The following is a 13,719-nucleotide window of genomic DNA, read 5'->3' on the forward strand; positions in this document are numbered from 1 at the left end:
GATTATCTATCTTTGTTGTAAAGATAAATTTTAATGATAAAGGCAGAAAGAAAAGAGAACGATTTTGAAATCTTAATTTCTACCATGCAAAGAACCAACTTTTCTTTTCTTTCAAAGATGTTTCCCAGTTCCGATTTTTCTTCTTATAATATTTTGATAATCAATCAAACTGAAAAAGGAAAGGAATTAATATCAACTTACAAAAATGTAAAGGTTGTTAATGCTTATGAAAAAGGTCTGTCATTAAGTAGAAATTTAGCAATCAAACATGCTACCGGAAGGATTTGTTTATTTGCGGATGATGATATTAAGTACAAAAATGATTTTAAAGAAATAATAATGGCATCGTTTGATAAAAAAAAGGATGCTGATATTATAACTTTTCAAATGGAGGATGATAAAGGACAACTTTTCAAAGCTTATCCTAATATAGAGTGGCATAATCAAAAAACATTACTTACCGTAAATTCAGTTGTTATAGCTTTTAGGAGATCTCGAGTTCTAAGGTCAGGTATAAGATTTAATATTAATTTTGGTTTAGGAGCAATATTTCCAACTGCTGATGAATACATTTTTTTGAGAGATGCTTTAAAAGAAAATATTAAAATTTATTTTGAAAGAGCTGTTATTTTAACTCACAACTATTTTAGTTCAGGAAGAGTGATGGGAAGTGATCCTATGGTGTTTGCACGTAGTGCTTTAATTTATAAGTATTCTGGTAGTTTGACTTATTTAAAGCTAATCAAGTATCTATATCATGCATTTATGGCCCATGAAATAAAATTAAATGAATTTGGATCTAAATATATGGTTGGGATAAAAGGAATTTATCATTACAAAGAATTAATAAAAAAAGGAATTGAGAAAAGATAATTTAATTAGATTTTATGGGATTAAAAACAAGAAACACTCAAATTTTAGATATTCCAAAAATTATAGATAAAGAAGGTAGAGGGAATTTGTCTGTCATTGAAGAAAAGTGTATTCCTTTTAATATTGGGCGTGTTTATTATTTATATGATGTTCCTAGTGGAGCAACAAGGGGAGGGCATGCACACAAAGAACAATCAGAAGTCCTTATTGCATTGAGTGGAAGTTTTGATGTTGTTTTAGAAGACGGAAAAAATAAGGATCGAGTGATGCTTAATCAGCCCAGTAAGGGTTTGTTGATACCAACAATGATATGGAGGGAATTAGAAAATTTTTCTTCAGGAGCAATATGTTTGGTTATTGCCTCGGATATTTTTAAAGAAGAAGATTATATTCGTGATTATCGTCAATTTATGTTATCTGTAAGACGATAAGTAGATCTCGTTTCGAATTAAGTAGTCTTGAATTTTTTTAGATAACCATAATATTTTTTTAGGTAATCGTATTAATATTTGTTGCTTGAAATTAAGGTTACTATAATTAATTTCTTTTTTTAACTTTTTAAAGAGAACTTTTTCATCATTCAATATGCACCTTATGGCTAAGGCATACCTATTTATATCTAGATATATTTTGAGCGATGGTAGAGTTTTTTCCTCTTCAATAAATTTATTGATTAAATCATATCTTTGGTTGTTATATTTACTATTCGAAAGACTCAAGAGATCATAATTATTATAAAGGGTAGTCGTTTTTGGATTAAAAGCAACTTTGAATTTTAGAGCAAATCTAATCCATAAATCAATGTCTTGTCCGGTTAGTAAATTTATATCAAAACAACCAATTTCTTCAAAATCTTGTTTTTTAAAACCTACAGATGAGGTCCAAGCAACACAGTTAATAATGCTGGACTTGAAAAAATCATCTATAATTAAACATTTGTTATCAAATTTAAAATTGAACTTTGTAGGGGTAACAAAATCTTTATCTCGATTTACCTTATAATTATTACAGAACAACCCCGCTTCCGGAAAAGTTTTAATTAGCTTTTTAAGCTCTTCTAAATGATTTTTATACCAGATGTCATCGGCATCAAGTAATGCGATAAAATCAGATTGACTTTGCTCTATCCCATAGTTCCTGGCAACAGAAACGCCTTGGTTTTCCTGATTAAAAATTTTAATTCGTTGATCTTTAAAACTAGAAGCCATTTCCAAACTCCCATCTGTACTGCCATCATTAACAATAATCACTTCAAAGTCCTCAAATGTCTGGTTGAGCACACTGTTTAAGGTGTCTGCTATATAAGCTTCTTTGTTATAAAGCGGTATGACTACTGAAAAAAAAGGCATGGGTATACGACTTATCTAGCAAAAATAATGTTTTCAGCTTGTTGGAATAATTTTTGATTAACTTTATAAAAAAAAGATGAATATATTGCGATTTCTAGTGTTATTATTGTGTGTTGCGTCTTGTGCACCAATTTACGTTAATTACGATTTCGAAAAAGATACTAATTTTTCCCAATACAAAACCTATAACTACTATAGCGATATGCAAACAGGTTTGAGTGAACTGGATACCAAGCGGTTATTGGATGCTCTTGATTTACATATGAAAGCACATGGATTCTCATTATCCGAAACACCAGATTTTTTCATCGATATTAAAAGCAACGAATTCCAGCAGGCACAAAGAAGCACCGTAGGTGTAGGCCTTGGCGGTGGTGGTCGAAATGTAGGCGGTGGTATCTCCATAGGTTTGCCTGTAGGACAGGCCAATATTAACCGACAGATTACATTCGATTTTGTTGATGAAAAGAACGGTAAAGGTCTTTTTTGGCAAGCAGTAAGTGAATCTAGCTTTAATCCAAATGCCACAGCAGAAAAAAGGGAAGTCCACCTCAATAACATTGTAAAAAAAGTGTTAAGCAAATACCCGCCAAAGTCTTAAAACTTCAACTTCATTTTTCGTAGCTTTACCAAAAGCATAATCCAATGAAATCATTACAAAATAAAGTAGCTCTTATTACTGGAGGATCAAAAGGAATAGGGTTTGGCATAGCTCAGGCCTTATTGGAACAAGGCATTAAGGTAGCGGTTACTAGTAGAAGCGAAGCATCTGCTATAGAAGCTGCTCAACAGTTGAATGCTAATAATAGTTGTGAGGCAACTGCCATGGGAATTCAAGCTGATGTGAGAAATTTTGAAAGTCAGCAGGAAGCGGTGAAATTGGTTTTAGAAACATTTGGTCAACTGGATTTTGTTATTGCCAATGCTGGGTTAGGGTATTTTGCGAGTATTGAGGATTTAACACCACAACAATGGCAAGACACCATCGATACCAATTTAACAGGTGTGTTTTATACCATAAAAGCTTCGGTTAATGCCTTAAAACAGTCTAAAGGCTATTTTATTACCATTTCCAGTTTAGCGGGCACTAATTTTTTTGCAAAGGGATCGGCCTATAATGCCAGTAAATTTGGACTCACTGGTTTTACCCAAGCGGTGATGTTGGATTTGAGACAACATGATATAAAAGTGAGTACCATCATGCCAGGCTCGGTTTCAACACATTTTAACGGTAATACTCCAGACGATTCCGATGCTTGGAAAATCCAAATAGAGGATATAGGCGAATTGGTTGTCGATTTGATTAAAATGAATCCAAGAACTTTACCGAGTAAAATAGAAGTGCGTCCAAGCAAACCACCAACAAAATAATTTTATTCTACAGTTATACGTGTGCCTTCACTATGACTACTAAACTCGGGAACATATATGCTTTAAATGGTGGTAAAGCCATTGCTCATATTACCGGCATAGTTAACCCGTAAATTATATCCAAGAACATAATAAATACCTAATAATTACTATTGGTTGAGTAAAGTTGGCCATTTTTTAAGTCAAGTAGAAAGATTAACTTTGCTTTTTCGACCTATATGCTATGAATAAATTTTTAGTTTTTCTTCTTTTTCCTATCCTTATGTTTGGGCAATTGGATATTGAAAATATTACTACCCTTTTTAAGGGTCAACAATATCTCCAGGCAGAAAAAGTAATCATAGATTTTTTGACAAACCACCCTAACCATTTAAAAGCTATTGAGTTATTGGGAGATGCGTATGGGCACCAAAAGAAATGGGACCAAGCTATTGTTCAGTACAAAAGGTTGTTGGAGGTCAATGACTTAGAGGCCAATTACCATTATAAATACGGTGGTGTTTTGGGGATGAAGGCCTTGGAAAACAAGCTAAAATCTTTGGGTTTTATAGGAGATATTAAGGCATCATTTTTAAGGGCGGCCGAGTTGGATCCCAACCATATTGAAGTCCGTTGGGCTTTAGTAGAATTGTACATGCAATTGCCCGGCATCTTAGGGGGTAGTAAAAGTAAATCCTTAACATTTGCTGAGGAATTGGAAAACCTTTCAACTGTAGATGGGTATCTGGCCAAGGGCTATATTTATGAGTATGACGATGAACCCGAATTGGCTGAAAAATATTATAGATTAGCCATTAATGTTGGAGGTTCACTAACCTGTTTTTCTAAACTTACCTCGTTTTACGAAAGTACAGACAAACCAGAAAAGGCCATTAAAACTGTTGAAGATGCCCAACAAAAACACAATCGTAATGCCTTACATTACCAAATTGGTAAAATTGCGGCCGAATATAATGTACAGCTTCAAAAAGGCGAGCAATGCTTAAAGACTTTTATCGAAAATTATTCGATACAAGACGGTGTGCCAAAGGCTTGGGCACATTACCGTTTAGCACAGATCCATATGCACAAAAAGAATAAACAGGAAGCTCTTAAATATATAGATTTAGCTTTGGCCGAACTTCCAAAAATAAAACCCTTTAAAGTATATCGGGAAAAAATTTTGCAGCTTTAGTTGTAGTCTTGAACATATATTTAGGTCATCAAAACACATGATATAATAATGCAAAGGGTAGTTGGGGTTTCTATAAATCCCAGTGAAATAACTTCTATACAAATAATTTGGAATTTGATATTTGGAATTTGATATTTGCTTTATGAACGTACATTTTATTGCCATAGGTGGTGCGGCTATGCACAACTTGGCATTGGCCCTACACAATAAAGGATATCGAGTTACAGGAAGTGACGATACTATTTTCGAGCCTTCTAAATCCAGATTGGAAGCCAAAGGGTTATTACCTGATACGTTTGGGTGGTTTCCGGAAAAAATCACTAAAGAGCTTGATGCCGTTGTTTTGGGAATGCATGCCAAAGCCGATAATCTAGAATTGTTAAAGGCTCAAGAATTGGGTTTAAAAGTGTATAGTTACCCTGAATTTTTATACGAGCAATCCAAGAACAAAACCCGTGTGGTTATAGCCGGTAGCCATGGTAAAACAACTATAACCTCAATGATTTTACATGTTATGCAGTATCATGATCGTGATGTAGATTATATGGTTGGTGCCCAATTGGAAGGCTTCGATGTTATGGTCAAACTTACTGAAGATGCTGATTTTATGGTCTTGGAAGGCGACGAATATTTAAGTTCCCCGATAGATAGACGCCCCAAGATTCATTTATACAAACCTAATATAGCATTGTTGAGTGGTATTGCTTGGGATCATATTAATGTGTTTCCAACGTTCGAAAATTATATAGAGCAGTTTAAAATATTTGTAGATTCCATAGTTAGTGGAGGCAGTATTAATTACAATGAAGAAGACCCTGAGGTAAAGCATGTGGTAGAAGCAAGTGATAATACTATTCGAAAGATTCCATACCATACTCCGGAATATACTGTTGAAAACGGACAAACTTTGTTGGCGACCCCTGAAGGTGATCTGCCCATTGAAATTTTTGGTAAACATAACCTAAATAACCTTGCAGGTGCCAAATGGATTTGTCAGCATATGGGTGTAGATGAAGATGATTTTTACGAAGCTATTGCCACTTTTAAAGGAGCCAGTAAACGCTTGGAAAAGATAGCGGAAAGTAAAACAAGTGTAGTCTTTAAGGATTTTGCACATTCTCCTAGTAAAGTGCAGGCCACTACCCAAGCCGTAAAGGAACAATACCAAAATAGGACTTTAGTGGCTTGTTTGGAATTGCATACCTATAGCAGCCTGAATGCCGAATTTTTAAAGGAATATAAAGGTGCTTTAGATGCTGCCGATATGGCTGTGGTATTTTATTCGCCCCATGCCGTTGAAATTAAAAAACTGGAGGAAGTGACCCACGAGCAAATTGCCGAGGCGTTCCAACGGGACGATTTAATAATTTACACAAACCCAGAAGATTTTAAAAACTTTTTGTTTTCTCAAAATTTTAGTGATAAGGTACTGCTTTTAATGAGTTCGGGAAATTATGGTGGATTGGATTTTGAGGTGGTAAAAAGACTGATCAAATAATATGGTATTTATTATATTAAAGCTATCTGTTATTGTATAGGGTACTAAATAATAAATCTTTAAAAAAATATGGATTCCTGTTTTCACTGGAATGATGTTTTTTTCTTAAAAACCAAAATTAAATCAAAGGATTTATTAGATATTATCATTAATAAATTCTACCTGTTTCCACTCAAAATCAATAGCATCGTTTTTTTGTGGGGTACCAGGTGTACTTCTACCTTCGGTAATATATTTTGCGAGCAATACTTTTAATTCTTCAGCTTTTTCTTTGTTTGTTACTATTAAATTTTGAGTTTCACTAGGGTCTGATTTTAAATTATATAACTGATTTTCAGGTAAGGAATCTATAGCTGCTTTGTCTGAAGGTCTAGGAAAACTCCATCCTCCAGATCCAGGACACATAATAAGCTTCCAATCGCCTTTTCTTATAGCAAAACTACCGTTAATGGAATGGTGTACTGTAGCTTCCCTAAAAGGGGTTTTAAGGTTTTTATCTTTAAATAGGGATAGCATACTATAACTATCCTCGGCTTCATTGTCTTTCAATGTATAACCAGTTAGTTCGGCACAGGTCGCCATAAAATCGGTGGTGCAAATGGTTTCGGTTGATGTAGACCCTTTATTGATACCTTTTGGCCATTTCATTATAAAAGGTACGCGGTGTCCACCTTCAAAAATATCAGCCTTATGACCTCTGTAAATAGAACTAGGATTATGTCCCTTTTCTTTTAAAACAACATAATCGGCTTGTGGCGAACAGCCATTGTCACTAGTAAATATAACAAGCGTATTATCCTCAATACCATTTTGCTTTAAGGTTTCTGTTAGTTGGCCCATAAAGGCGTCGACCATCATAACAAAATCAGCATAAGGATTTACCCCACTTTTATTTTTCCATGCTTCAGTTGGAAGTATAGGGGTATGTGGTGAAGGTAATGCTAAGTATAGGAAAAAGGGTTGCTTTTCTTCGGATCTTTCAGCAATGTATTTGAAGGATTTCCTAAAAAAGTTAGGGGTCACATCATCATGAATAAAGTCTTTTGATGTTGGACCTTTACGCCACCACGAATATTTTCCCGTGTTTTTGGTAACCGAATCTGGAATCATGGTCGCTTTTCCATTTTCAACATAAACATAAGGTGCCATATCTAAAGATCCTGAATGGCCATAGGCATAATCGAAGCCCAAATCGTTTGGGCTATTGGTAATAGGTTTGGAAAAATCGATATTATTAAAATCGACAGGATTCCAGCCCTCTCCAGAGGTATTGTCTTCATCTTTTAAGGCCCAATCCCAACCTAAATGCCATTTTCCAATAAATGCAGTATGGTAGCCTTGGGTTTTTAGCATTGAGGCAACTGTACTCCTAGAATTTGGTATTAAGGCTTTAGACTTACCTGTTAAAACACCACTTTTAAGTCTGCTTCTCCAATTATAGCGTCCCGTTAAAATGCCGTAACGTGTTGGCGTACAAACAGCCGACGAAGTATGGGCATCTATGAATCTCATTCCCTCACTGGCAATTTTATCGATATTTGAGGTGTTAATTTTACTATCTGGATTGAAACTTGAAATATCGCCATAGCCCAGATCGTCTGCCAATACATAGATAATGTTTGGCTTTTTTACCTCTTTTTTAATAGGTTTAGAGCAGTTCAAACAAATTAATATAAATAATGAAGACCAAACAATTAGGCTGTATATATGTTTCTTAAAGTTGGTTATGAATTTCATTATAAAACGATAATTTAAACAATCTGTTTTTTTGATTTATAAAACTACAATATTTATATTTATAAAATGTCTGAAAGAAAACCCTCTTTTTCCATAAAACACTGGTCGCAAGATGATCAGCCCAGGGAAAAATTACTTAACAAAGGAAAAGCTGCTCTAAGTGATGCCGAGTTGGTAGCTATTTTAATTGGTTCTGGTAATAAAGATGAAAGTGCAGTAGATTTATGTAAACGTATTTTAGCCAGTGTTGACAATAATTTGAGTGAGCTAGGTAAGTTATCACTAAAGCAGCTTATGGTATTTAAGGGTATTGGTGAAGCTAAAGCCATAACTATAGCAGCTGCATTGGAATTAGGAAGAAGAAGAAGGGGAGAGGAAGCGCTTCAAAAGCAGAAAATTAATTCTAGCAAATCGGTCTTCGAATTGATGCAACCTGTAATCGGGGAGTTGGTGCATGAAGAATTTTGGATCATTTATTTAAACAATTCCAATAAAGTTATTCATAAACACCAATTAAGTAAAGGCGGGATTACAGGAACCTTGGTCGATGTACGCTTGGTACTTAAAAATGCTCTTGAAGTTGGGGCAACAGGATTAATATTAGCTCATAACCATCCGTCTGGAACCTTAAGACCTAGTGAAGCCGATAAACAAATTACAAAAAAACTTAAGACAGCTGCACAAAGTTTAGATATAAACGTGTTGGATCACCTAATTATAACCGAAAAAGCATACTTTAGTTTTGCTGATGAGACCCTCTTGTAAATATGATATTATGGTATATAGCATTAAATTAGTAAAGTAATGGAGTTTGGAATTTAAAAATAAAAATTTGTTTATGTTTAACAGATGCTTTTAGTTTATACACATAGCATATCACCAAGATTAAAATATGTTTTTAAACATATCTGTACACGAATTTTAGGAATTGAGGTGGCATTTACCACAAAAATAGAAGATTTTATTGCCCATGATAATGCAAAAATGTCTTATACCAGACAACAATTGGGGAATGAGTTTTTTATAAAAAGTCACGATATACTATTTGAGCAAGGTATTACAGATATAGAAATTAATGTACACGATTGGGAAAACACCAAGTGCTTTTTTTATAATGGTGACAAAAGTGCAATGCCATTCGATATTTTTGCTGCAGCATTTTATCTTTTATCACGGTATGAAGAATATTTACCACAGGTTCGGGATGATTATGGTCGTTTTTTAGCTACTGAAAGTATTGCTTTTAAATATGGGTTTTTGCATCAACCAGTAGTAGATATTTGGGCTTATAAATTCAAGGCTCAGATACAAAAACAATATCCAGATTTTAAATTCCCAAAAAAAAAGTATGGCATAAAACCAATAATAGATATACCCAGTGCCTATAATTTTAGGCTAAAAGGTGTTATGCGCACCATAGGAGGTATTATAAAGGATGTTTTTAGTTTAAAGCTTAAAACGCTTTATAACAGGTTTATGGTTCTTTTTGGTTTTAAACATGATCCCTTTGATAACTACAAATACATTATTAACAAGCAAAAACAGACTAAATTTAAATTTCTGTTTTTCTTTTTGGTTGGTGGTTATTCTACATACGATAAAGGAACCAATCCTAACAATAAGGAGTTTAAATCTTTAATAAAGCATATTGCAGACTATTGTCATGTAGGATTAAAAGCATCGTATTTTGCTATCGAAAATAGTGCAATTTTAAAGAAAGAAAAACTACAAATGGAATCTATAATAAATGCCTCATTGGTCGCATCACGTCAATCGTATTCCAAACTTAATTTCCCCGAATCCTATAGAAATTTGGTAGAATTAGAAATAAAAGAAGACTATACCATGGGATATGTTAACCAAGTAGGATTTAGGGCAGGTTCTTGTACGCCATTTTTGTTTTATGATTTGGATTATGAAACACAAACACCTCTTAAGATAAACTCCTACCATATTATGGATTATGCCCTTTTAAAACACAAATCCTTATTGGATAAGAAAAAAGTTTTAAATGAGATTATTACTGAAATAAAACAGGTTGATGGTGAATTTGTACCCGTTTTCCATAATTATACATTTAGCAGTGTGTCCAGATGGAATGGGTTTAAGGAACTGTTTAATAATATTCTAGATTCTGCAGATGGAAAAGCTTAAAGGTATAACCGACGTTTTTTTTGATTTGGATCACACCCTTTGGGATTTCGACAAGAATTCAGCCTTGACTTTCCATAAGATTTTTAAAATTAATAATATCAACATTGATTTAGGTACTTTTTTATCCTATTACGAGCCCATAAATCTAAACTATTGGAAACTTTACCGAGAGGAGAAGGTTGATAAGGCAACATTGCGTTATAACAGATTAAGTGATGCTTTTGAAGCAGTAGGCTATAAAGTTACTAAGGGGACAATTAATAGCTTGTCTTCAGATTATATTACCCATTTAACTTCGTTCAATCATTTGTTTGAAAACACTTTTGAAATCTTAGACTATTTACAAAAAAGTTACAACTTACATATTATTACCAATGGCTTTGAAGAAGTCCAACAAGGCAAACTAACGAAGTCCAAAATTCATCATTATTTTAAAACAATTACAAACTCAGAAAATGTAGGGGTTAAAAAACCTAACCCTAAGATTTTTAAGCATGCTTTGAAGGTTGCAAAAGTAAGAGCAGACCAAGCAGTAATGATAGGTGATAACTACGAAGCAGATATTCTAGGAGCCATTGATATTGGAATGGGCGCTATTTTATTTGGAACATTTAATGGTAATCTAAATGGTGAGATTAAACAAGTTGATAAATTAATTCATCTAAAAAAGTTTTTGTAAGAATACTAAGTTCATAAAGTTGTTCGTTTTACTAAAGCTATGATAAAGAAATTTTTAAAGTATACATTACCCTTAATTATTTTCTGTTTATTTATGTCATCCTGTACTAAACAGGTTGATTTTAATCAAGCAAACGACTTGGTTTTGGAGCCTATTGTGGCTTCCGATTTGATTTTTTTCAATGCTGATGCTACTGAGTTTTTTGTTGATAATACCGAATTGGTTACGGTTAGGGATTCCGTAATCATCGATTTGTTTAACCGTGATTTTTTTGTGGACTATGTTGTAAAAGCTGAATTTGTTTTTAAGGTAATTAACTCCATAAATAGAAGCAGCAACGTAACCATCGAGTTTTTTGATATCAATAACCAAAAGCGACATGGATTTTCTTTAATGGCCTTAGCATCCCCTAACAATACTGATATTATTACTACACATACTGAAATTTTTGAAAACCAAGCACTTGACGACTTAAAGGCTTCTAATAAAGTGGTGTTAACCATGCAGGTACTTGCTGGTGGAGATCCCTTAAACGATAATACCCCAGGACGTGTTGAGCTTAAGTCTAAAGGGTTGTTTTATACATCAATAGACGTTTCAGAATGAATAAACTGAGCGCTTTATTAGCCCTTATCAGCTGTTTGTCGTTTTCCCAAAACAAACAAATACTTTATGGGTTTTCAGACATACCTCAATCCCTTATGTTAAATCCAGGAGGTAAAGTTAAAAACAAAGGGTATCTTGGATTTCCTTTATTATCTCACATCCATGCTAGTGCAGGAACATCAGGAACTACCGTTTACGACCTTTTTGCTGATGATGGCATCGACTTTAATGTAAAGCTCCAAAGAGCAGTGAACAGGATGAAACCAAATGATTTTTTCACGTTCACACAACAGCTTGAAGTGTTATCGGGAGGTTTTTCATTTGGTGATTTCAAGAGGAAAAATAAATATTTAAGTTTTGGATTGTACCAAGAAACCGATTTTATTTCCTACTTTCCTAAAGATATAGCTGTATTGGCTCTGGAAGGTAATGCCAATAACATTGGGGAGTTCTTTCAATTGAATCATGTCAGCTTAAGAGGGGAAGCGCTTTCAGTATTTCATGTAGGTTATAATAAGAAAGTGAATAGGGAATTTACGTATGGTGTTCGAGGTAAAATATATTCCAGCATAGTTAACTTCCATTCAATTAAAAATGATGGTGGATTTGTAACCCGACAAGGCGTTAATAATTTTTATGCCCATACTTTTAATCTTGATTTTGCGCTTCAAACTTCAGGAATAATTAGAGACGAGGATGAAGATTCTGATTTTTCAGAAAAAGATATTGTTAAAAGAACACTTCTTGGAGGTAATTTAGGCTTGGGGTTTGATGTTGGGGTTTCTTATAATATAACCAAGCAATGGACTTTTGATGTAAGTTTATTGGATATTGGTTTTGTAAGGCATAGTAAGGACATAACGAATTATGAAATTAAGGGACAATACGTATTTGAAGGTATAAATCCTTTATTTCCAGAAGCAAATGAGGGTCAAACCGCAGAAGATTATTGGAATGAAGTAAGAGAAGCTTTTGAAGATTTAGTAGATATTGATGAGACTACAACTAAATATACCACTTGGCGACCAATAAAGTTCAATGCCTCATTAAATTATGTCTTTGGAAAACAAAAATATGAAGATTGCGATTGTACCAGGCATGATGACGAATATATGAATGCTGTTGGATTACAACTTTATGCAATCAATAGGCCAAAGAGACCACAATCGGCATTAACGGCCTACTATTATCGACACTTTTTTAAAGGTTTACGAGCAAAAGTAACCTATACAGTAGATTCTTATTCTTTTAGTAACATAGGTTTAGGTGTGTCTGCTCATTTAGGAAGCTTAAATTTTTATGTTATGGCAGATAATTTTTTATCTTTAAAAAATATTTACAATACGCAAAGTGCCTCTGTACAATTAGGTTTTAACTATATATTTAATAAAAATGAAGACTAAACTAATATTTTATGTACTTATCTGTTTTTTTGTTAACAGTATATTTTCCCAATCCAACTTAAACAATTATAAATATGTAATTGTTCCGAAAAAGTTCGATTTTTTAAAGGAGGAAAATCAATATCGATTAAATGGCTTAGCTAAATTTTTGTTTGAAAAATATGGTTTTGAATCAATAATGGAAGGTGAGGGGTATCCAGAAGATATGGTTGCTAATAGATGTTTGGCATTAAAGTCTGATGTAATAAAAGATTCTGGACTATTTAAAACAAAACTTAACATAGTACTTAAGGATTGTAACGATAGAGTGATTTACACTTCGCAAGTGGGTGAAAGTAGGGAAAAGGAATTTGCAAAGGCTTATAATGATGCTTTGAGAAATGCTTTTGAATCCTTTGAGAGTGTTAATTATAGCTATAGTCCTGATACATCTGTAGTCGCTACCACTACATCTGTTGAACCTAAAGCTGAAACTAAAGCGGTTACTAAAGAAATTGAGGCGCTTAAAGCCGAAATTCAATCTTTGAAAGAAGAAAAGCAAGCTAAACCCACCGAAATTAAACAGGATGTACCTCAAGTTGTAGCAGTTAAAAAGCCTGTTGTAACAAAAAAACAGGTTGTAGAAGTTCAAGAAGCTCCCAAAAGTATGCTATATGCCCAAGCTATCGAAAATGGTTTTCAGTTAGTGGACAGTTCACCTAAAGTCATTTATAAAATTGTTGAAACAGGTGTAAACAACGTATTTTTGGTAGAAGGCATTAGTGCGATTATTTACAAAGAAGGTAATGAATGGGTAATAGAACAATTGGCGGGAAGTACACCAATCAAGAAAACATTGGATATAAAATTCTAAAATTTAAACTACGGTCTAATAT

The 13,719-nt window shown here is 33.6% G+C and carries 14 protein-coding genes; 12 read left to right on the forward strand and 2 right to left on the reverse strand.

The window, feature by feature from the left end:
* Positions 1–33 precede the first annotated feature (33 nt).
* Both MR053_RS06345 and MR053_RS06350 read left to right on the forward strand, forming a co-directional pair.
* Complete coding sequence (locus MR053_RS06345; RefSeq protein ID WP_242131589.1) at positions 34–873, forward strand: glycosyltransferase family A protein; 840 nt, start codon at positions 34–36, stop codon at positions 871–873.
* A gap of 14 nt (positions 874–887) precedes the next feature.
* On the forward strand, positions 888–1,304 hold the full coding sequence (locus MR053_RS06350; protein ID WP_242131590.1) for a sugar 3,4-ketoisomerase: 417 nt from the start codon (positions 888–890) through the stop codon (positions 1,302–1,304).
* Here the strand turns inward: MR053_RS06350 and MR053_RS06355 are convergent.
* Positions 1,287–2,222: a glycosyltransferase family 2 protein gene (locus MR053_RS06355; RefSeq protein ID WP_242131591.1), complete on the reverse strand. Its 936-nt coding sequence runs from the start codon at positions 2,220–2,222 to the stop codon at positions 1,287–1,289. The two genes, MR053_RS06350 and MR053_RS06355, sit on opposite strands and share 18 nt — an antisense overlap.
* A gap of 76 nt (positions 2,223–2,298) precedes the next feature.
* Between MR053_RS06355 and MR053_RS06360 the strand changes: the two genes are divergently transcribed.
* The 4 genes from MR053_RS06360 to MR053_RS06375 all read left to right on the forward strand — a co-directional run bounded on the left by MR053_RS06360 (position 2,299) and on the right by MR053_RS06375 (position 6,265).
* Complete coding sequence (locus MR053_RS06360) at positions 2,299–2,823, forward strand: DUF4136 domain-containing protein (protein WP_242131593.1); 525 nt, start codon at positions 2,299–2,301, stop codon at positions 2,821–2,823.
* A gap of 44 nt (positions 2,824–2,867) precedes the next feature.
* Positions 2,868–3,593, forward strand: coding sequence for an SDR family oxidoreductase (locus MR053_RS06365; RefSeq protein ID WP_242131594.1), 726 nt, complete (start codon positions 2,868–2,870; stop codon positions 3,591–3,593).
* Between the two features lie 223 nt (positions 3,594–3,816).
* Positions 3,817–4,767: a tetratricopeptide repeat protein gene (locus MR053_RS06370; RefSeq protein ID WP_242131595.1), complete on the forward strand. Its 951-nt coding sequence runs from the start codon at positions 3,817–3,819 to the stop codon at positions 4,765–4,767.
* Between the two features lie 142 nt (positions 4,768–4,909).
* Complete coding sequence (locus tag MR053_RS06375; protein WP_242131597.1) at positions 4,910–6,265, forward strand: UDP-N-acetylmuramate--L-alanine ligase; 1,356 nt, start codon at positions 4,910–4,912, stop codon at positions 6,263–6,265.
* Positions 6,266–6,400: 135 nt separating this feature from the next.
* Here MR053_RS06375 and MR053_RS06380 read toward each other — a convergent pair whose 3' ends face one another.
* The gene (locus MR053_RS06380) at positions 6,401–7,927 is read right to left on the reverse strand and encodes a sulfatase family protein (RefSeq protein WP_242131599.1); all 1,527 of its coding nucleotides are present in this window, start codon (positions 7,925–7,927) and stop codon (positions 6,401–6,403) included.
* A gap of 141 nt (positions 7,928–8,068) precedes the next feature.
* On the opposite strand from MR053_RS06380, the gene radC reads away from it, so the two are divergent.
* From radC to MR053_RS06410, 6 genes are all read left to right on the forward strand, one after another.
* Positions 8,069–8,767, forward strand: coding sequence for a RadC family protein (radC, locus tag MR053_RS06385; RefSeq protein ID WP_242131600.1), 699 nt, complete (start codon positions 8,069–8,071; stop codon positions 8,765–8,767).
* A gap of 84 nt (positions 8,768–8,851) precedes the next feature.
* Complete coding sequence (locus MR053_RS06390) at positions 8,852–10,156, forward strand: polysaccharide deacetylase family protein (protein ID WP_242131602.1); 1,305 nt, start codon at positions 8,852–8,854, stop codon at positions 10,154–10,156.
* Entirely contained in the window at positions 10,143–10,835 is a 693-nt protein-coding gene (locus tag MR053_RS06395) for a YjjG family noncanonical pyrimidine nucleotidase (RefSeq protein WP_242131603.1), read from the forward strand. Before MR053_RS06390 ends, MR053_RS06395 begins: the two co-directional genes overlap by 14 nt.
* Positions 10,836–10,874: 39 nt before the next feature.
* Entirely contained in the window at positions 10,875–11,441 is a 567-nt protein-coding gene (locus tag MR053_RS06400) for a hypothetical protein (RefSeq protein ID WP_242131604.1), read from the forward strand.
* On the forward strand, positions 11,438–12,844 hold the full coding sequence (locus MR053_RS06405) for a DUF5723 family protein (RefSeq protein ID WP_242131608.1): 1,407 nt from the start codon (positions 11,438–11,440) through the stop codon (positions 12,842–12,844). Before MR053_RS06400 ends, MR053_RS06405 begins: the two co-directional genes overlap by 4 nt.
* On the forward strand, positions 12,834–13,697 hold the full coding sequence (locus tag MR053_RS06410) for a hypothetical protein (protein ID WP_242131610.1): 864 nt from the start codon (positions 12,834–12,836) through the stop codon (positions 13,695–13,697). The genes MR053_RS06405 and MR053_RS06410 overlap by 11 nt, the downstream gene beginning before the upstream one ends.
* Positions 13,698–13,719 lie beyond the last annotated feature (22 nt).

The organism is Aestuariivivens marinum (assembly GCF_022662175.1).
Taxonomy (GTDB): Bacteria; Bacteroidota; Bacteroidia; order Flavobacteriales; family Flavobacteriaceae; genus Aestuariivivens; species Aestuariivivens marinum.

What these genes read in the sequence shown, in the direction of transcription:
- MR053_RS06345 (WP_242131589.1), top strand. Translation starts at nt 34, where the DNA reads ATGATAAAGGCAGAAAGAAAAGAGAACGATTTTGAAATCTTAATTTCT.
- MR053_RS06350 (WP_242131590.1), top strand. Translation starts at nt 888, where the DNA reads ATGGGATTAAAAACAAGAAACACTCAAATTTTAGATATTCCAAAAATT.
- MR053_RS06355 (WP_242131591.1), bottom strand. Translation starts at nt 2,222, where the DNA reads ATGCCTTTTTTTTCAGTAGTCATACCGCTTTATAACAAAGAAGCTTAT.
- MR053_RS06360 (WP_242131593.1), top strand. Translation starts at nt 2,299, where the DNA reads ATGAATATATTGCGATTTCTAGTGTTATTATTGTGTGTTGCGTCTTGT.
- MR053_RS06365 (WP_242131594.1), top strand. Translation starts at nt 2,868, where the DNA reads ATGAAATCATTACAAAATAAAGTAGCTCTTATTACTGGAGGATCAAAA.
- MR053_RS06370 (WP_242131595.1), top strand. Translation starts at nt 3,817, where the DNA reads ATGAATAAATTTTTAGTTTTTCTTCTTTTTCCTATCCTTATGTTTGGG.
- MR053_RS06375 (WP_242131597.1), top strand. Translation starts at nt 4,910, where the DNA reads ATGAACGTACATTTTATTGCCATAGGTGGTGCGGCTATGCACAACTTG.
- radC (WP_242131600.1), top strand. Translation starts at nt 8,069, where the DNA reads ATGTCTGAAAGAAAACCCTCTTTTTCCATAAAACACTGGTCGCAAGAT.
- MR053_RS06390 (WP_242131602.1), top strand. Translation starts at nt 8,852, where the DNA reads ATGCTTTTAGTTTATACACATAGCATATCACCAAGATTAAAATATGTT.
- MR053_RS06395 (WP_242131603.1), top strand. Translation starts at nt 10,143, where the DNA reads ATGGAAAAGCTTAAAGGTATAACCGACGTTTTTTTTGATTTGGATCAC.
- MR053_RS06400 (WP_242131604.1), top strand. Translation starts at nt 10,875, where the DNA reads ATGATAAAGAAATTTTTAAAGTATACATTACCCTTAATTATTTTCTGT.
- MR053_RS06405 (WP_242131608.1), top strand. Translation starts at nt 11,438, where the DNA reads ATGAATAAACTGAGCGCTTTATTAGCCCTTATCAGCTGTTTGTCGTTT.
- MR053_RS06410 (WP_242131610.1), top strand. Translation starts at nt 12,834, where the DNA reads ATGAAGACTAAACTAATATTTTATGTACTTATCTGTTTTTTTGTTAAC.